The sequence below is a fragment of the Acidimicrobiales bacterium genome (assembly GCA_016794585.1).
Taxonomy (GTDB): domain Bacteria; phylum Actinomycetota; class Acidimicrobiia; order Acidimicrobiales; family DATDAH01; genus JAEUJM01.
In genome coordinates this window covers 34637-53679 of the sequence record JAEUJM010000024.1, presented here as the reverse complement: position 1 = coordinate 53679, position 19043 = coordinate 34637, and the positions used below count along the sequence as shown (strand labels likewise).

Here is a 19043-nt window from a genome sequence, read left to right as displayed (position 1 = left end):
CGGGCGGCGCGCTGCCGGTGGTCGCCGGCGGTGGGGGGTGTCATCGGTGGGGTCGGGTGAGGTCGTCGAGCAGGGCGATGGCGTGGTCGAGGTCCGGTGGGAGCGGTTCGATCCAGACGTGGTGGGTGCGGGCGACGGTGGCGGCGAGGTGACCGGCGGCGGTGGCGGTGGCGGGTTCGAGGGGCTCGCACAGCTCGGCCAGGGCGGCACCGAGGTCGGGGGTGTTGGCGGCCACCGCGAGGAAGGTGCCGGCGGCGGCGGTAAGGGTCTCGCCGCCGGTGAACACCGAGCGGAGCCGTTCGGCGGCGTGCACGGCCAGCAGCGACCGGTGCGGCTCGGCGGTGCCGTCGAGCGGGAGGCGGACCACGACGAGGGTGTGGACGTCGCCGGCGGTGAGCCCGAGCGTGTCGCAGTGCTGGTAGGTCTGGGCGAGGCGGGCCCGCAGGAACGCGGGGGTGGTGAGCCCGGTGAGCGGTTCGACGCATCCCATGTCGCGGGTGGCTTCGGTGGTTCCGTCGGCCCACCCGCGGGCGATCTGGAGGGTGTCGAGACGGTCGAGGCGCGCCCGGCGGGCGGGGTCGATCACGTCGTAGAGGCAGCGGAGGTCTTCGATGACCTCGTCGAGGGTGAACCCGGCGGCGGCGCGGGCACGGCCCAGTCGGGCCAGCGCGGGTCCGGGGTCGGGGGTCCCGCCGTCGAGGGCTTCCGCCAGCGCCTCGACGGCGGGGTGGAGCCAGTCCTCACGCGAAACACCGACACGGCGGCGTGTTTCGCCCAACCACGCCTCCACAGTGCTCAACGTTCGGGAACGGCTCACCTCCCTTGAGACAGCGCCGGTGGGCCGTCATGACGCTGGGGAGGCCGATGAACTCGTGAAGTCGGACCCGGCCTACGCCGTGGTGGGGGCCGCAGCGGTGGTGGGCAGGGGGGTTGGTGCCGTGGTGGGCGGGGTAATGGGGGCCGTGGTGGTGGGCGGGGTGGTGGGGGCCGTGGTGGTGGGGGCCGTGGTGGTGGGCGCCGTGGTGGTGGGCGCCGTGGCCGTGGTGGTGGTGGTTGTCGGTGCGGGCTGGCTGGCGGCGGGGGCGGGTGGGGGAGTGGTGGCCTGGTGGTAGGCGTGGAGGGCTTTGGCGTTCTGGGCTCGGGTGATGTTGCGGGTGGGGCGGAAGGTGCCGTCGGCGTAGCCGGTGATGATGCCGGTCTGGTGGGCCCAGTTGAGGGCGTCGTCGAGCTCGGGTGGTGCGTCTGTCCAGGGGTGGGGGGCGAGGCCGGTGGGTGATCCGGCGAGGCGCCACAGTGCGGTGGCGAGCTCGCCGCGGGTGAGGGGTTGGGTGGGGTGGATGGCGCCGTCGGGGGCGGGGGTGAGGATGTTGGTGGCGGCGGCCCAATCGAATGCGGCGGCTTTGCGGGCGGGTGCGTCGGGCCACGGGTTGGGCGGGCTGCCGGTGGGTCGGCCGGCGAGGCGCCAGAGGTAGGTGGCGGCCTGGGCGCGGGTGACGGGCGGCAACAGGGTGCCGACGACGGCGCGGAACGTGCGGTTGGTGGGGTGGCCGTAGGAGATGCCGTTGGCGGCCATCCAGTTGATGGCGGTGGCGGCGGGGAGGCCGTCGGGGACGTCCCAGAAGGGGCCGGTGGTGCGTGCGGGGTCGCAGCCGATGGCGGCTTGGCGGGCGAGGCGGGCGAACTGGCGGCGCCCGGCGGGGCTGTGGTGGAGGCCGTCGGGGTGCCAGTAGGGGCCGTCGTGGGCGAGGGTGGCCCAGTAGGCGTAGTGGACGATCTCGACGTTGGGGTAGTCGGCCGCGACGCGCCACAGGACCCGGTTGAACGCGACGGCGTGGGCGTTCACGTACCGGTAGAGGCTGGGCTCGGCGCGCAGGTCGAACCAGCGGATGCACGCAATCCGGGGGCTGGCCACGTCGAGCAGGGCGCGCACGTCGGCTTCGAAGGTGGCGGTCGAGTGGTCCCACCCGGCGTCCGCGGTGCCCAGTTCGACGAGGAGGGTGTGGGGGCGGCTCGTGCTGCGGGCCAGCGCGGCGATGTCATCGGTCCAGTCGGCGACGTCAGCGGCGTTCTCGGCGTGGTAGGCGAATGGGTACAGCGGCGTGATCGCGTCGCGAAGCTCGGTTCGTGCGTTGTAGCCGATCGAGTCGCCGAAGAACGCCACTCGCGGCGCGGCTGGGCCGGCCACCTGCGCCGCCGCGGGTACCGGGGCGAGCGCCCCAGAGGCGGCGAGGAGCGCCGCGGCGAGGTAGGTGATGGTGACGCGGACGGGACGAAGCCCGGTGGGGGCGGTGCTGGCGTTCACGGTTGGGGGTTGCTCAGTCCGCGGGTCTGGCGAGGTCGTCGAGGAGGGCGATGGCGTGGTTGACGGTAGCGGGGAGCGGTTCGACCCAGACTCGGTAGGTGCGGGTGCCGGTGGCGGACGGGTGGCCGGGGCGGGTGGTCGGTAGGAGCGGGTCGGCGAGCGCAGCGAGCGCGGCTCCGAGCTCGGGGGTGTTGGCCACCAGGGCGATGAATCTGCCGGGGCCGATGGTGGAGAGGGTCTCGCCGCCGGTGAACACCGTGCGGAGCCGCTCGGCGGCCCGCACGGCCAGCAGCGACCGGTCGGGCTCTCGGACGCCGTCGAGCGCGAGGCGCACTACGACGAGGGTGTGGCCGTCGCCGGCGGCGAGGCCGAGCGCGTCGCAGTGACGGTAGGTCTGCGCCAGGCGGGCCCGCAGGAACGCTTCGGTGGCGAGCCCGGTGAGGGCGTCCACGCAGCCGATGTCATGGGTGGCTTCGACGAACCCGTCGGCCCACCCGCGGGCGACCTCGAGGGTGTCGAGACGGTCGAGGCGCGCCCGGCGGGCGGGGTCGACCACGTCGTAGAGGCAGCGCAGATCCTCGATGACCTCGTCGAGGGTGAACCCGGTGGCGGCGCGGGCACGGCCCAGTCGGGCCAGCGCGGGGCCGGGGTCGGGGGACCCGCCGTCGAGGGCTTCCGCCAGCGCCTCGACGGCGGGGTGGAGCCAGTCCTCACGCGACACACCGACACGGCGGCGTGTTTCGCCCAACCACGCCTCCACAGTGCTCAACGTTCGGGAACGGCTCACACCCACTCCGACACCGCCGGCCTGCGGTCATGACGCGGGGAGCCGAACGCCGGCGGGGGTCCCGGGGCGATGACCCGGCGGCCCGTAGCCACCGGGTGCTGAGCGCGGCGGCGAGCGCGAACGGCGCGCGGGCCCGTCGCCGGGCCGATCCCGGGCGTGCCCGGCGGTACCGAACCGGCCCGGCAGGTTTCCGCGGATCCGGCGTCATGAGGGGGCGCGTCGCGTGTCTCAACCCCCATGACACGCAACCAAGGCAGGATCAAAGGCAGGATCAGCAGCCCGCTCCGGGTCGTCGTCGTGACGCTTCTGGTGCTGGCCGGGTTGGCCGTCGGCGGCGAGACCGTTGCGGCCCAGGCGGCTGGCGGTGGGCCCGAGGCCGGTACGGCGGACTGGGCCAGCGTCTCTGCGGGCGGCGGCTACACGTGCGGCATCCGCACCACCGGCCGCCTCTACTGCTGGGGCACCGACTACGGCAGCTTCGGCTTCCTCGGCACCGGGGTCGCCCCGGACAGCCGGACCACGCCCACCGAGGTTGTTGGCGGGTTCACCGACTGGACCGCCGTGGCTGCCGGCAGCACCCACACGTGCGGTCGGCGCAGTACCGGCCGCCTGTACTGCTGGGGCAACGACGACAACGGCCAGGTGGGCAACGGGGCCACCACCGGACGCCAGCCGAGCCCCGTCGAGGTCGCCGGCGGGTTCACCGACTGGACGAACAAGGTCGCCATCGGTAGCACCCACACGTGCGCGATCCGCACCGGCGGCCGTCTCTTCTGCTGGGGCCGCGACGACAACGGCCAGGTGGGCAACGGGGCCGCCACCGGTGACCAACCGAGCCCCGTCGAGGTCGCGGGTAGCCGGACCGACTGGGCCAAGGTCGCCGCAGGGGGCAACCACACATGCGCCCGGCGCAGCACGGGCCGTCTCTTCTGCTGGGGCAACGACGACAACGGCCAGGTGGGCAACGGGGCCACCACGGGCGACCAGTCGAGTCCCGTCCAGGTCGTCGGCAACCGCACCGACTGGACTGCGGTCACCGCGGGTGGGTCCCACACGTGCGCTCGGCGCAGCACGGGCCGGCTGTTCTGCTGGGGCGCCAACGGCACCGGCCAGTTGGGCATCGGGAGCCCGGGGGACCGGCATCGTCCCGTCGAGGTTGCCGGCAGCCGCACGGACTGGACCGGCGCCATCCACGCCGGCTCCGTGAACCACACGTGCGCCCGGCGGAGCACCGGCCGGCTGTTCTGCTGGGGCGCTAGCGGCAACGGCCAGTTGGGTAACGGCAACGCCGCCAACCAGATCGAGATGACCCCCGACCAGGTTGCCGGCAACCGCACCGACTGGACCAGGGTCTCCGCCGGCGGATACCACACGTGCGCCCGGCGCAGCAACGGCCGGCTGTTCTGCTGGGGCACCAACACCGACGGCCAACTCGGCACCGGCGGGGGTCCCAGCGACCAGGATCAGCCCGTCGAGGTTGCCGCTTGACGCCACCGCCCTCGGCGGGCGCTGAGCATCCGGGCCGGGCGTGTCTCGGCCCGGATGCTCGGCATCCTCGGGCGTGGGGTGGTGGTCCGGGCCTCGACCGGTGGCCGCGCCTCGATGATGTTCGACGTCCGAGCTCGGCTCACTCGCCGGCACATTCCGCCGGCCTGTCGTCAGGACGTCGGGCGCGGCTTGTCTCGTCCCTCGTGCAGCGGGGATGCTTGGTGTCATCGGGTCGGTCGTGACGGAGGTGGGGTCGGCGTCGAGCGATGCCGAGTTGTTGGCCCGGGTGCGGGCGGGGGACCAGGCCGCGTTCGGGGTGCTCTATGAGCGGCACCGGCTGGCGGCGCGGAGCCTGGCCGGTCACTTGGCCCGGAACGGGGCCGATGCGGACGATCTGGTGAGCGAGTCGTTCACCCGGGTGCTGCGCGCCATCGAACGCGGGAAGGGCCCTGATGTGGCGTTCCGCCCGTACCTGTTGACCGCGTTGCGCAGGATCCACTGGGAACGCGTGAACGCCGCCCGCCGGGAGGACCCGACCGACCCGGCCGATCTCACCGCGGACGACCATCTGGGCGAGCTGTTCATCGACCCGGCGCTCGACGGCCTCGACGGCGCCCTCGCGGTGCAGGCGTTCACCCGGTTGCCGGAACGGTGGCGGCTGGTGCTGTGGCACACCCAGGTCGAACAGCTCGAGCCCGCCGAGGTCGCCCCGCTGCTCGGCATCACCCCGAACGCGGTCGCCGCGCTCGCCTATCGGGCGCGGGAGGCGCTCCGCCGCTCGTTCCTGGACGTCCACGTGGGGGCCGGCACCCGCAACGAGACCTGTCACCGGGTCTGCGAGACCTTGCCCGCGATGGTCCGCGGCGGGCTGTCCGCCGCGGAGACCGCGGAGGTTGACGGCCACCTGAGCGACTGCGACGACTGCCGGGCGTTCTACGCCGAGCTCGTGGGGGTCAACGCCGGGATGCGCGCCTTCGTCGGCCCCGCGGTGCTCGGCCCCGCCGCCGCCGGCTACCTCCGGGACCGGGCCGCGCTCACCGTCACCCACCCCCCGGGGCGGTCCGCCCGCCCCATCCGCAAGCGCCCCGACCAGCGCCACGCCATCGCCGCGGCCGCGGTGGTGACCGTCCTGGCCGCCGCCGGGCTGGCCTGGGCCCAGGTCGCCGACGACACCACCGACCCCACCACTACCGCCCCCGCGGCGGCGCCGGCCGCGGGCACCACCGCCCCCCCGGGTCCCGTTGCCACGACCCCCTCGGCTGCGGTCCCCGCCGCTGCGAACGGCCCGACCGGCATCGCGGGCGGCGAACCGGCGGTCGTGTCCGCCCAGTCCGTCGCCCGCACCCCGCCCGGAGCGGCCGGCCCCGCGGCGCTACCACCGGCACCTCCAACACCAGCGGCCGGGACGGCCACCACCACGCCGGCGACACCCACCACGACCGTGCCCCCGGCGGCGCCGGCGGACCTGTCCGTCGAGGTCGAGCCGGTCGGGGCCCTCGTCGCGGAACGCGACGGCATCCTCGCGGTCACGGTGGCCAACACCGGCCCCGGGACCGCCCCCTCGCCCCGCCTGCGCGTCGAGCTCCCCGCCCAGCTCACCTTCGTCGCCGCGACCGGCGGGTCGTGGCGCTGCACCCCGACCGCTGAGGGGGCCACCTGCGACCGTGACCGCCTCGCCGCCGGCGCCGACCAGATCGTCTACCTCCGCGTCCACGCCGCTGCACCCGCCAACGCCGCGCTCACCGCCACCGCGGAACTCACCGCCGCCACCGTCGACCCGACCCCCGCCTCGAACAGCACGACCCAACCGCTGTCCATCGACGACACCGGGCTACCCGCCACCTACGCCGGGCAACGCCGCGGTGACATCGCCCTGATCGGCAACACCCTCGCCAGCTGCCCCGACACCGCCGGCGCCGCCTGCACCGACGCCCGCAACCGCATCGGCGACGACCTCGACAACAACGACTGGGCGACCAGGCCCCTCGACGCCGACACCGACCCCGCCACCACCGCGTCCAGCGCCGCGACCCTCACCCGGCCCGCCGGGGCGACCGTTGCCTGGGCGCGCCTGTACTGGGGGGCCGACACCACCGCCGGTGTCGGCGGCGGACCCGCCCCCGCCCCGTCCGCACGCGGCACCATCCGCTTCGCCACCCCCGCCGCCGGCAGCTACCAGACCGTGACCGCCGAACGGGTCGACGACCGCGCCGGCCGCTACCAGGCCGCCGCCGACGTCACCGCCCTCGTGGCCGCCGCCGGCGACGGCACCTACTGGGCCGCCGACATCCAAGCCGGCACCGGCCGCGACCGCTACGCCGCCTGGAGCCTCGCCGTCGTCTACGACACCCCCACCGGGCCGATTCGCCGCCTCGTCGTGTTCGACGGGCTCGCCGTGGTCGACATCGACCACCCCGCCCGGTTCGACGTCAGCGGGTTCCGCACCCCCGACACCGGGCCCACCGACGCCACCTTGGGCATCGTCGCCTACGAAGGCGACGCCACCCTCACCGGCGACACCGCCACCATCGACGGCCAGGCCCTCACCGACCCCGCCAACCCCGCCGACAACCTCTTCAACAGCACCATCACCGCTCGCGGCGACCCGGCCAGCGGCCGCACCCCCGACCACCCCAACACCTTCGGCGCCGACATCGACACGATCACCGTCGGCCCCCTCCTCGCCCCCGGAGCCCGCAACGCGGCCATCGACCTCGCCTCGACCCGCGAGACCTACCTCCCCGGCGTCCTCACCCTCTCGGTCACCCGCTGACCAGCACCCCCCGCGGCCTCGCTCCGGCCTTCGTCCCGCCCATCAGCCTCGTCCTGGCTACCTGGGCCGACCCCTACGTCGCCGCGCTCACCCGCTTCCGCCACATCCTTGCCGCAATCTTGGACTGGCATCGCGGGCGTGTTGACAGCGCAAACGTAGCCTCGTCGCCATGGACGCCAGGGTGCGCCGGCCCGAGCCGGTCCTGTTGTGGGCCCTCGCCGGCGCCCTGCTGCTCCACGGCGGGTTGTTGCTGTCCGGGTCGTACCGGCGCACCTACGACGCCTACGTGCACATCTTCTTTGCCGACCACTACGCCCGCGGCTGGTTCACCACCTGGGAGCCCCGCTGGTACACGGGCTTCAACACTTCGTCCTACCCCCCGGCCGCCCACCAGCTGATCGCCGTCGTCTCCCGCCTCACCGGCCTGGAGCTGGCGTTCGTGGTCGTGCAGACCGCGGTAGTGGTGCTGTTGGTGCTCGGGGTGTACCGGTTCTCCTGCCTGTGGGTCAGCCCGAGGGCCGCATCGTGGGCGGCGGTGGCCGCAGTGGTGTCGACGGGCCTCGCCGAGACCGTGCACACCTTCGGCCAGTTGCCCACCACCCTTTCGCTGGCGTTCTTGTTGAACGCCCTTCCGTTCGCCGACGAGTGGATCCGTCACGGCCGACGACGCGCGCTGGTTGCTGCGATCGCCTGCGCAGCGGCGACCACTGCCGCCCACCACGTGACAACGCTGTTCGGCTCGGTGTTCTTCCTCGGGCCCGTCGTGGTTGCCGCGCTGCTCGACGGCTTGCGCACCCCGCTCTCCGGGGAGGTCGCCGCTCACCCGACCCGGCTCGATCGGGCCACGGCCTGGCCGGTGGTGGCCCGACGTCTGCGCCGCGTGGCCGGTCCGCTGGCCCGGTCCGCGCTCTACGGCGGCGCAGTGTTGGCCGCGCTGTTCATCGTCGTGTTGCCCTACTGGCTGTGGTCGTCGAGCGACCCGATCACCCAGGTGCCCATCCCGCACGCGAGCAGAGCCGACTTCCTTGCGGATCCGAACGCGGGCCTGGTCTTCTTCGTGGTGCCGTGGGGCCTCACGCTGCTCTTGTTGCCGTACGCGCTGATCCGGGGGTTCACGAGCCGGGCGTGGCCGCTCGCCGCGAGTGTTGCCCTCCTGGCCCTGTTGGGCACGGGCGGCACCACCCCGGTTCCTCGGCTCCTGCTCGGCGGCGCCTACGAGATCCTGACGCTCGACCGTTTCACCTTCTGGGCGACGATCGCGATCCTCCCGTTCGTCGGTGCCTTCGTGGTCTCGGCGACCAGTGGACGGATTCGCCACCTGCTCGAGGTCAACCTGGGCCGATGGTTGACCGTCACGCTCACCGTCGTGACGGCACTGGCGGTGCTGGGGTCGGCGCTCTGGGCCCTGAACCTCGCCGAGTTCCGTCCGTCCCAGCCGGCCCGCATCGACCCTGCACCCATCACCGCGTTCCTGGACAAGGACGACCATTCGCGCTGGCGCTATCTGACGCTCGGCTTCGGCGACCAGATGGCCTGGCTGTCGGCCAACACCACCGCCCAGACGGTGGACGGGAACTACCACTCGGCGCGCCGGCTCCCCGAGTTGGTGAGCACGCCGGTCGAGCGGCTGGAAGGGGCCAAGTTCCGGGGTGTTCCGGGTCTCGGGTCCCTCCAGCAGTTCCTCACCGTGCCGGGTCGCTTCCACCTCAAGTTCGTCTTCTCCGCAGATCGGTTCTACGACCCGTTGCTGCGGTTCTCCGGGTGGCACCGAATCGGCACGCTCGAGAACGGCATCGTCGTGTGGGAACGCGCCGATGTCGCGCCGCTCCCCGCGGTGACGGCGGAGCGCGAGATCCCCGGCTGGCAGCGCCTCCTGTGGGGAACCATCCCCCTCACGGCGATCATCCTCGCCCTCCTCGCGCTCCTCTGGCATGCCGCCGGGCGACCACTGCCCAGGCGGGCAGCGGTCGCGGTCCGCTTCGTGGTGGACGGGTCCTGGAACGCCACCCTCGGACGTCTTTGGGGTTGGTGCGACCGGCGCCTCGCCGGCGTCGCCGGCCGAATCGTCGACGGACCACCTACACCCACGCGATGGCAGTCCTGGCAGCCAGTCCTCGAACGCGCCGGTCGGCGTGTCGTGGCGCCCGCCCGCCCGGCCCGGCGGCGGGTGCAGGCCGCCGCGGTGGTGGCGGCCATGGTGGCGACGCTCGTCGTCGTGACGGCCACGCAGGCGACGCGATCGGACGGTCCCGAGTCCGTGGTCATCGCCTACCACCAGGACCTCGACGTGCGACGGCTCGCAGCCGCGCACGCCCGGCTGGACCCGGAGACTCGACCCAGCTTCGATGAATGGAGCCTCCAGCGCTCGGTCGAGAACGGCCTGTTCGCCTCCTACTCGTCGCTCGACTCGGTGACCGCGACCCTTGTCGCCCGCGATGGCGACCGCGCCGTGGTGGACGCCCACCTCGTCAGCGTGACGTCGCTCGAGGAACTCGACACCACCGAGCGCCACGAACTGCGGCGGGTCGACGGGCGCTGGTACCTCGAGTCCCCGGCGCCGGACCCGTCCGAGCCTCCGGAGCAGTTCGTGGCGCGTCCGGGGATCGACTACCTCTCGCAGGGCCGGCGTCGAGTGACGACCGGCATCACGACGGCCGCCGATGTGATCGACCGCCCCGAGGTCCGGGTGCTCGATGCGCGCCTCGTCCGGGTCGACCAACGGTGGGCGGTGGTCGGTCGCCTGTTGAACGCGGACACTGTTCCCGCCGACGTCACCGTCACCGCTCAACTCATCGGCGACGACGGGGAGGTGGCCGCCTCCTACGACGCCGGCCAGGGTCTTATCCACGAGGTGCGGCCTCGTGAGACCGTGCCGTTCCGCGTCGACTTCGAAGGCGTGGCGGGCGAGCGGGACCCGAACGACCCCACGGCCGGCGAATTCCGACCCGGTCTGGCAACGCCGCTCTACCTCGACGAGGCGGAGGTGGAGGGATTCGACGTCTACGCCCAGGCGGTGGTCACACCGTTCCAGCTCGACACGGCACTCACGGTGCAGGAACTGCGGGTGGTGCGGGCCCGCGACGGGTCGCGTGGGTGGCGGCTGCAAGGAGTGCTCCGCAACGACAGCACGCGTGAAGCCACGGTTCCTCACGTGCTCGTGACGCTCCACACCGCCGACGGGACGGTGGCCTGGGTCGTCGACCGCTACCTCACCACCGCCGTACGTCCGCAGCGCAACCTGGGCTTCTCGATCAGGCTGCCCGACGATCGTGACATCCGCGACACGGGAGTCGTTCCCGGCATCTTCGACAACGGCGTGATCTCGCCCGACCGACCGGGTGGTCCGCCGCCGCCGATGATCGCCCTCGACCCGGCCACCGGTTGGTCGGGCGTGACCGTGCAGGCCGTGTCGTTCCAGCGGGAGGGCGACTTATGAGGCGGGCTCTCCACGCGGCGACCGCCGTTCTGGTCCTGGCGGCGACTGTGGTGGCTGCCCCCGCGTCCGGCGCGGGTGCGCCCCCCGCGGGGCCTGCACAGATCGATGCCCCCGAGGCCGTCGATGCCGGCACCGGCTTCGACGTCGAGGTGTCGGTCCCGCCCGGGGTCGATGCCGTGGACCTGAGCCTCCTGGACGCGTTCGCCACCACCACCCTCCGCCGGGACGTCACCGGCGGGTCGGCCACGTTCAACATCGGGCCCGCCGACACCACCGTTGCGGGCCTGATGACGCTGGTGGCCACGGGCGAAGGACTCATCCAGAGCACCGTCGACGTGACGGTGCGGGCCGCCGCCGCGGCGGAGCCCATCGTGGCGCTGATCGGGCCCCGGTCCGTCGTGGCCGACGGCGAGGACTTCACCATGGTGTCGGTCCTCGCCGGAGATCGGTTCGGCAACCCGCTTCCCGACGGCACCCCCCTCCAACTCGAACGGCGCCTCCCGGATGGGGGAACGCGGACCCAGACCATCACCGTGGACCACCACGTGGCCCGGACACGGCTGGTCGCCGGCACCCGTGCCGGCGAGGACCACGTCTCCGTCAGCGCCGGGGACGTGCGCGGGCCTGAGCGCCCGTTCACCGAGGTTGCCGGACTCCCGATCGCCTTCGGGCTCGAACGCGACGCCACCGACCCGCTCCGGCCCGAGGCCGACGGAAGGACCCTCGTGCGGGTGCACACCGAGACCCTGATCGATCGGTACGCCAACCTCGTCCCGGACGGCACCGTCGTCGAGTTTCGGCTGACCGGCCCTGACGGCCCGGCCACTTTCCAGGGCGTCACCGTCGATGGCCAGGCCACGGTCGTCCTGCAGGCGCCGGCCCGTCCTGGCCCCGTGCGGGTGCAGGCGTGGGTCTCGGACCGCGCCTCGGACGTGGTCACCATCGAGTTCGGTGCTGCCGTCGGCGCCCTTCCTGGCCGAGCACGCGTGGTCGACGGCGTGGTCACCGTCCGGGTGGGGCCGGTCCTCGGTGGGCGGGGTGCCTATGTCGCCGACGGAACGGTCGTGTACTTCCTTGCGCGCCAGGCCGCGGCCGGGGACGCGGCTTCGGCGTCCCCGGTCGTGGCCGAGGGCCGGATCGTCTTGGTCGACGGTCGAGGTCATGCTCGGCTCGGCTCCATCGACCCCGATCGGCCCTGGCGCGTCGAGCTGTCGTCCTCCGGTGCGACCACCACGGTCTCGGGCCCATGATCGCCACGACCCGCGCCAAGCGATGGCTGGCGGTTGCACTGTTGTCACTGGGTGCACTCGTCGCCGTCGTCGGTATCGCCCAGGCGGCCCTTCTGGTCGTTCAGGCGGGAACCGGCGCCGACCCCGCCGACGCGTTCAACCGCACGCAAGCCGTTCCCGAAGACCTCGGCGTGGCGGTCAGGTGGGCGCCGGACCCCGGTGATCTCGGGCGGGCCCTCGAGCCCCGAACGCGCCAGCAGGTCGCCTCGGCGATCGCCCAGGGCTGGGCCGAGCTCGATCTGGCGCAGCGCACCGGCAACAGCGACGGTGCCGTGGACTGGTTCACGGGTCGCGCCCTCGACCAGGTGCGAGCCACCGGCCGCGGCGGAATCGAGCAGCGCTCGCATCGCCTGCGGGCCGAGTTCTACAGCGACGACGGCACCGTGCTCACCCTGGTCGACCGCGCCGTGGTGGCGCGCTCGGTGCCCGGCGGCGAACCGCTCGAGCTGGTCGAGACCCACCGGGTGAGCCTGCTCCTGCAGGACGGCAACTGGCGCATCCACGGCCTCGAACGCGTGGCGGCGGCGCCCGCGCCCACCCCCTGAGGTTGCCGGACTCTTGAGGGAGGCTTGCCAGCCGCCCTCCGTGAGCCTTGAACCACGGTACGTAGCGTCTTCCTCACACCCGAGGAGGACAGACCACATGAGCTACCACGAGTACCTGCACTGGAAGACCACCCCGATCGGCGAGCGGCCGGTCGTGTCGGTCGTGATCCCCGCCTACAACGAGCAGCAGCGGGTGGTGCCCACCATTGGCGCCATCGCCGCCCACCTGTGCACGACCGGGCTGCCGTGGGAGCTGATCGTCTCCGACGACGGCAGCACCGATGACACGGTCGCCCTCGTGCGCTCGCTCGGCCTGGCGAACGTGACCGTGCTCGACCCGGGCGTGAACCGGGGCAAGGGCGCCGCGGTCCGCGACGGCGTGCTGGCGGCGCGCGGCGAGTTGATCCTGTTCTCCGACGCCGACCTGTCGACCCCCATCGAGGAGTTCGACCGCCTGGCCGAGGCCGTTGCCGACGGTGCCGAGGTGGCCATCGCCTCCCGGGCCGCCGTGGGGGCCGACGAGTCCCGCCGGTCACCCCTCCGTCGCCTCGTCAGTGGGGCCCTGCGCGGCGGCGTCCGCCGCCTCACCGGTGTGCGGGTGGGCGACACCCAGTGCGGGTTCAAGCTCTTCACGCGCCACGCCGCCCGCGCACTGTTCGCCGCCGGGCAGGTCGACGGCTTCTCGTTCGACCTCGAGGTGCTGTGGCTGGCCCAGCGTTGGGGCTACGAGATCGCCGAGGTGCCGGTCCGCTGGATCGACGCACCCGGGTCGAAGGTGCGCCCGCTCCGCGAGTCGGTCCGCTTCCTCCGCGACGTCGGCGCGCTCCGCTGGCGCTCGGCGCGGGGCGTGTACCCCCGCCTCCCCGGCGCGCCGCAGGCCGCCCCCGACACGATGCGGGTCGCCCTCGTCACGGCCTACCCGCCCAGCACCACGACCCTCAACGAGTACGGCTACCACCTGGCCCGCCACCTGGCCGCCAAGCCCGAGGTCGGCGCCCTGAGCGTGCTGTGCGACGACCACCCGGGGGGCGTGCCGACCGACCTGCCCGCCGGCGCCACGGCGGTGCCCTGCTGGCGGTACGGCTCGCCGGCCAACCCCCTCCGCATCGCCCGGGCCGTGCGCCGCGAGCGACCCGACGTGGTACTCGTGAACGCCCACTTCACCAGCTTCGGCGCCGGCAAGGTCGCCGCCACCCTGGGCCTGCTCACGCCGCTGCTGCTGCGCCTGCTGCGCGTGCCCAGTGTGGTCCTGCTCCACAACCTGGTCGACACGGTCGACCTCGAGCAGGCCGGCTTCTCCTCCAACCCCCTCGTCACCCGCCTGCTCGGGGTCGCCGGCCGCCTCGTGACCCGGCTGGTCCTGGTCGCCGACCGGGTGGCGGTGACCATCCCCCAGTACGTCGACGTGCTGCGTGACAGCTACGCCGCCACCAACGTGTACCTGGCCCCCCACGGGAGCTTCGAGGAGCCCGACCGGGCCCCCTCGGGGCCCCGACCGGGGCCCGCGAAGGTGCTGGCCTTCGGCAAGTGGGGCACCTACAAGCGGGTCGAGGAGCTGCTCGACGCCCACCGGGCCCTGCTGGCCCGGGGCCATGACCTCGAGGTGATCGTCGCCGGCACCGACAGCCACAACGCGGCCGGCTACCTGGCCGGGGTGCAGGCCCGCTACGCCGACCTGCCCGGCGTGACCTTCACCGGCTACGTGGCCGAGGAGGACGTGGCCGGCCTGTTCACCGAGGCCGCCGTGGCGGTGTTCCCCTACACGAGCACCACCGGGTCGTCAGGTGTCCTGCACCAGGCGGGCTCGTACGGCTGCGCCGCGGTGCTGCCCGACATCGGCGACTTCGCCCAACTGGTGCGCGAAGAGGGCTTCGCTGCAGAGACCTTCGCGCCCGGCGACGCCGGCGACCTGGCCGACGCGATCGAACGCCTCCTGGTCGACCCCGAGCGGCGAGTGGCGATGGGGGAGCAGAACCGGGCCGCCGCCTGCGGCATCCCCCTGGCCGACGTGGCCGACTGGCACCTGCTGCACCTGGCCGACCTGGCCGCCTGACCGCTGAGCCGTCTCAACACCACTCCCGAGACCGCCGGCCCTGCGCCGGACGGGCCACGCGTCGCCCCCCGGGGCGCGCGTGGCCCGTCCCGCGTCCGGTCCGACGGTCCCGTCGGGGTGAACGGCCCTGAGAATCTCTTGACGAAATCCTTCCGATCCTCCCGGCGAGGCCTTGAAAGGCGATCCGTAGCGTCGGACGGGTCAAGCCCAACGACCTTCCCGGAGGAACCACCGTGTCACTCGCCACCATCACCCCCCTGCATCCCAGTGCGCACTCGCACCACGGCGCCACCGCCACCCGGGTGCTGCCCGACCGCTTCGACGTGCACGAGGTGCCCGCCTTCCGCCACGACCTCACCGACGCCCTGACCGGCGGCGACCTCGTGGTCGTGGTGGACGCCAGCGCCGTGCGCTTCCTCGACGCCACTGCCATCGACGCGCTGGTGGCCGCCCGGCTCGAGTGCCGCGAGCGGGGCGGCGAGCTGATCCTGGCCGCGCCCAGCCCGGCCGCCCGCATCGTCTTGGAACTGGCCGGCCGCTACGAGGCCTGCAACCCGATCGAGATCGACGACGTCACCATGGCGGTGGCGGCGTGATGGCCCTCACCGACACGCTCGTCCAGGTCGACGCCCTCGAGCGGGCCATCTACGGCGACACCGTCGCCCCGTCCCTGCCGGCCGAGCGGAGGCACGTCGCCCCGGTGACACCTGCCAGCCCCGCGCCGATCCACCTGGCGCCGGCCGGCCGCCTCGACGTGACCACCGCCCGCGACCTCCGTGACGCGGCAGCCCGGGCCATCGTCGGCCGGCCCGGCACCCTCGTCATCGACCTCGGCGCGGTCACCGACCTCGACGCCGCCGGCCTCGCCGCGGTGAGCCATGCGGCCCTGGCCGCCCGGCGTGCCGGGATCGTGTGCCGGGTGCTGGCCCCCCGCGCCGCCGGCCCCCGCCGGGTGCTCGAGATGACCGGCATGGATCGCCTGCTGCTCGACCGCGCCGCCGCGGGCACCGTCCGATGAACCGCCCCACCCCGGCCCCGGCCCCGGTGACCGGCCGGGCCCTGGCCCGGGGTGGCGCGTTGCTGGGGGTGGCCATGATGGTCGCCAACGCGGGCAACTACGCCCTCAACGTCGGACTGGCCCGGTGGCTCTCGGCCGCGGACTTCGGCGAGGCGACGCTGTTGGTCACCCTGTTCCTCACCACCACGGCGGTGGGCCTCACCCTGCAGATGGTCACGGCCCGCGAGGTCGCCCGGCTCGACGCCGGGCCCGACCCCGACTCGGCCGACGGGCTCCAGCGCTGGCTGGCCCGCCGGGCCGCCCTGATCGGGGTCGCCCTGGCCACGGCCCTGGCCGTCGCCTCCCCGTTGCTCGCGGGGCTGTTCCGCATGGCCCACCCGCTGCCCCTGGTGGTCTTCGCCGCCGGCCTCCCGGCCTACCTGGCCCTCGCGGTGCACCGGGGCGGCCTCCAGGGACGCCTGGGGTTCGGTCCGCTCGCCGCCAGCTTCGTGGTGGAGGCGGGGGTGCGGGTGGCGCTTTCGGTCGCCCTCGTGCGAATCGGATGGGGGGTGACCGGCACGGCTGTCGGCCTGACCGGCAGCGTCGTCGTGGCCTGGTGGCTGGCCCGGCCGGCCCGCGCCACCGCGAGCGACCGCCGGTCGGCGGTGCCGCTCGACCACCTCGCCGCGGTCCGGCGGGCGGCGGCCCCGACCGTGGTGCTGCTCGTCGGGCAGATCCTGGTGAACAACGGTGACGTGCTCGTGGCCAAGGCCGCCTTCACCCCCGCGGTGGCCGGCGCGTACGCGGCGGTCGCCCTGGTGGGCCGCGCCGTGTTCTTCGCCACCTCGTCGGTCGTCACCACCCTCTTCCCGGCCGTGGCCCGGGGCGACACCGACGACCGCGCCCATGGCCGGATGCTGCTCGTCGCCGTCGGCGTGGTGGGCGGCGTCTCGCTGTCGCTCACCGCGGCGGCATGGCTGGCCGGCGGGCAGGGCCTGGCCACCGCGCTGGGCCCGCAGTACGCGTCGCTCGGCCACCTGCTCGGCCCGTACGCGCTGGCGACCTCGTTGTTCGCGGTGGCCAGCCTCCTGGCGGCCGACGACCTGGCCCGGCGGCGGACCGAGGGCCCACGCCTGCTCCTTGCCGCGGCGGCGCTCCAGACCGCCTCGTTGGTGCTGATCCACGGCTCGCCGGGCCAGGTGGTGGGCGTGCAGATCGGGGTGATGGCCCTGCTCTGTGGGGTGATGGGCCGACGGGCCGTCGTGGCCGCCCGCGCCTCCCGGCCGCGCCGGCCCGCCCCGGTGGTGCAACATGACGCCATGCCCGACATGGCCGTGCCTGACCTCGCCGTGTCGTGACCGGGCCATGAGCCTCACTCCCGGGCCGCCGGAGGGCCGTGGCGCCGAGGAGGTCGCCCGGTCCGAGCAGCGACTCGCGACGCTGCTGCACAACCTGTCGGTCACCGTGACCGTGATCGACGAGGCCGGCCAGGTGAAGCTGACCACCGGTCAGGGGCGACCCATCCTGGGCTACGACCCTGCGTGGTGGAAAGGCCGCAGCCTGCTCGACGTGGCCCACCCCGAGGACGTGGCCCGCGGCCTTGCCGTACTCGAGCGGTCGCTCGAGAGCCCTCACCGCGAGGTCGCCGCCGAGCTCCGCGTCCGCCATGCCGACGGTCACCAGGAATGGCTCGAGGTGACCGCGGTGAACCTCCTCGACGATCCCGACGTCGCGGGGATCGTGCTCACCTCCAGGAACGTCACCCAGGCCAAGCGAACCGAACAGGCCTTGTCGGCAGGCCGCGAGGACGCCCTCCGGATCGCCCAGGCCAAATCCGAGTTCGTCGCCGCGGTGAGCCACGAGCTGCGCTCACCCCTCCACGCCATCCTCGGCCTCGCCGAGCTCCTCGAGCAGGAGCCGCTCGACGCCGAGCCCCTCACCTGGGCCCACGGCATCCACCGCGAGGCCGACCGGCTCCGCCGGGTGATCGACGACGTGCTCGACCTGTCGATAATCGAGGCGGGCCGCATGACCCTGGTGTCGCAGCCGTTCTCGCTGCGAGAGACGGCGAACGAGGTGCTGTCGCTGTTCCGGGCCCGCGCCGCCGAGAAGGGGGTACGCCTCACCCTCGACGTGGGCGCCACGGTCACCGATGCCCGCGTCGGCGACCCGTACCGGCTCCGCCAGGTGCTGGTGAACCTGGTCGGCAACGCGGTGAAGTTCACCGACGCCGGCTTCGTCGAGCTGGAGATCGGGCCGAGCGAGGCACCGCCCGACCCGGTCGGCGGCGAGGTCGTGTTCCGCGTGCGCGACTCGGGCCCTGGCATCCACCCCGACGCCCGCGAGCGGCTCTTCGAGGCCTTCCAGCAGGCCGACGCCTCGAACACCAGGGAGGGCGCCGGACTGGGACTGGCCATCAGCGCCCGATTTGTCGAGCTGATGGGCGGTGGCGCCATCGAGGTGTCGAGCCTGGTCGGCCAGGGCTCGACCTTCACCTGCCGCGTCCCCCTGGCCACCGCCGCGGCACCGTCGGGCGACAACGGCACGGTTGTCGAGACGGGCGCGGTGGACGGCGGACGAGTCCTGGTGATCGACGACAACGCCACCAACCGGCTGCTCGTCACCGCGCAGCTGCGGCTGCTGGGCCACGAGTCGGTGGTGCTGCCCGACGGCGAGAGCGGGGTCCGCGCCGCCACCACCGAGGACTTCGACGTGGTGCTGATGGACCTGCAGATGCCGGGCATGGACGGCCTCGAGGCCACCAGGCGCATCCGGGCCCTCGAACAGGGGACGAGGCACCACGTGCCCATCGTCGCCCTCACCGCCTCGGCGCTGTCGACCGACCGCGAGCGCTGTCGGCGGGCGGGCATGGACGGCTTCCTGGCCAAGCCGGTCGAGCTGCGCGACCTCGAAGAGGCGCTGGCGCCGTGGACCGGGCCGGCCGGGTCCACCGACATCGTCGACCGCCCCGAATCGGCGGACCGTCCCGCGCCGGTCACGCCCGGTGAGGGGTCGACCCTCCTCGACGCCGAGCGGCTCGCCCGACTGGCCGAGGACCTGCCGGCCCACGCGTTGCACGGGGTGATCGACACCTACATCGCCGAGCTCGACGGGCGAGTCGAGGCCATCGTCGCCGCCCACACGACGGGCGAAGCTGAGCAGCTCCGCCGGGCCGCTCACGGTCTACGCTCGCCCAGTGCCATGCTCGCGGCGATCGCCCTCGCCGAGGAGTGCCGCCGCATCGAGGAGTCGGCCGAGCCGATGCCCCCGGTGGATCCGGTCAGCCTCCGCGCCATGGCGCGACGCACGGCCGTGGAGCTCCGCGCCCATCACCCTGACCCAGGACCAAGGACCTCATGACGTATGTAGCTGA

The 19043-nt window shown here is 73.7% G+C and carries 13 protein-coding genes; 10 read left to right on the top strand and 3 right to left on the bottom strand.

Annotated elements, in window-relative coordinates; translation table 11 throughout:
• Positions 1-40 precede the first annotated feature (40 nt).
• From JNK12_12395 to JNK12_12385, 3 genes are all read right to left on the bottom strand, one after another.
• Positions 41-778, bottom strand: coding sequence for a hypothetical protein (locus JNK12_12395; protein MBL8776733.1), 738 nt, complete (start codon positions 776-778; stop codon positions 41-43).
• 111 nt (positions 779-889) lie between these two features.
• Entirely contained in the window at positions 890-2302 is a 1413-nt protein-coding gene (locus tag JNK12_12390; GenBank protein ID MBL8776732.1) for an S-layer homology domain-containing protein, read from the bottom strand.
• Between the two features lie 13 nt (positions 2303-2315).
• Complete coding sequence (locus JNK12_12385; protein ID MBL8776731.1) at positions 2316-3023, bottom strand: hypothetical protein; 708 nt, start codon at positions 3021-3023, stop codon at positions 2316-2318.
• A gap of 363 nt (positions 3024-3386) precedes the next feature.
• On the opposite strand from JNK12_12385, the gene JNK12_12380 reads away from it, so the two are divergent.
• The 10 genes from JNK12_12380 to JNK12_12335 all read left to right on the top strand — a co-directional run bounded on the left by JNK12_12380 (position 3387) and on the right by JNK12_12335 (position 19030).
• Positions 3387-4577 (top strand): hypothetical protein, encoded by a 1191-nt coding sequence (locus JNK12_12380; protein MBL8776730.1) that lies wholly within the window; start codon positions 3387-3389, stop codon positions 4575-4577.
• Positions 4578-4815: 238 nt separating this feature from the next.
• Positions 4816-7350, top strand: a complete 2535-nt coding sequence (locus tag JNK12_12375) for a sigma-70 family RNA polymerase sigma factor (protein MBL8776729.1) — start codon at positions 4816-4818, stop codon at positions 7348-7350.
• 169 nt (positions 7351-7519) lie between these two features.
• The gene (locus JNK12_12370; protein MBL8776728.1) at positions 7520-10786 is read left to right on the top strand and encodes a hypothetical protein; all 3267 of its coding nucleotides are present in this window, start codon (positions 7520-7522) and stop codon (positions 10784-10786) included.
• A gap of 50 nt (positions 10787-10836) precedes the next feature.
• A complete protein-coding gene (locus JNK12_12365; GenBank protein MBL8776727.1) occupies positions 10837-12036 on the top strand; it encodes a hypothetical protein in 1200 nt (399 codons plus the stop codon).
• Entirely contained in the window at positions 12033-12620 is a 588-nt protein-coding gene (locus tag JNK12_12360) for a hypothetical protein (GenBank protein ID MBL8776726.1), read from the top strand. The genes JNK12_12365 and JNK12_12360 overlap by 4 nt, the downstream gene beginning before the upstream one ends.
• 97 nt (positions 12621-12717) lie before the next feature.
• Positions 12718-14673: a glycosyltransferase gene (locus JNK12_12355; protein ID MBL8776725.1), complete on the top strand. Its 1956-nt coding sequence runs from the start codon at positions 12718-12720 to the stop codon at positions 14671-14673.
• Between the two features lie 233 nt (positions 14674-14906).
• Positions 14907-15269: an STAS domain-containing protein gene (locus JNK12_12350; protein MBL8776724.1), complete on the top strand. Its 363-nt coding sequence runs from the start codon at positions 14907-14909 to the stop codon at positions 15267-15269.
• On the top strand, positions 15269-15691 hold the full coding sequence (locus JNK12_12345; protein MBL8776723.1) for an STAS domain-containing protein: 423 nt from the start codon (positions 15269-15271) through the stop codon (positions 15689-15691). The genes JNK12_12350 and JNK12_12345 overlap by 1 nt, the downstream gene beginning before the upstream one ends.
• Positions 15688-17028 carry an oligosaccharide flippase family protein gene (locus JNK12_12340; protein ID MBL8776722.1) on the top strand — a complete coding sequence of 447 codons (1341 nt, stop codon included), beginning with the start codon at positions 15688-15690 and terminating at the stop codon, positions 17026-17028. Before JNK12_12345 ends, JNK12_12340 begins: the two co-directional genes overlap by 4 nt.
• A 7-nt stretch (positions 17029-17035) precedes the next feature.
• The gene (locus JNK12_12335) at positions 17036-19030 is read left to right on the top strand and encodes a response regulator (GenBank protein MBL8776721.1); all 1995 of its coding nucleotides are present in this window, start codon (positions 17036-17038) and stop codon (positions 19028-19030) included.
• The last annotated feature ends 13 nt before the right edge of the window (positions 19031-19043 follow it).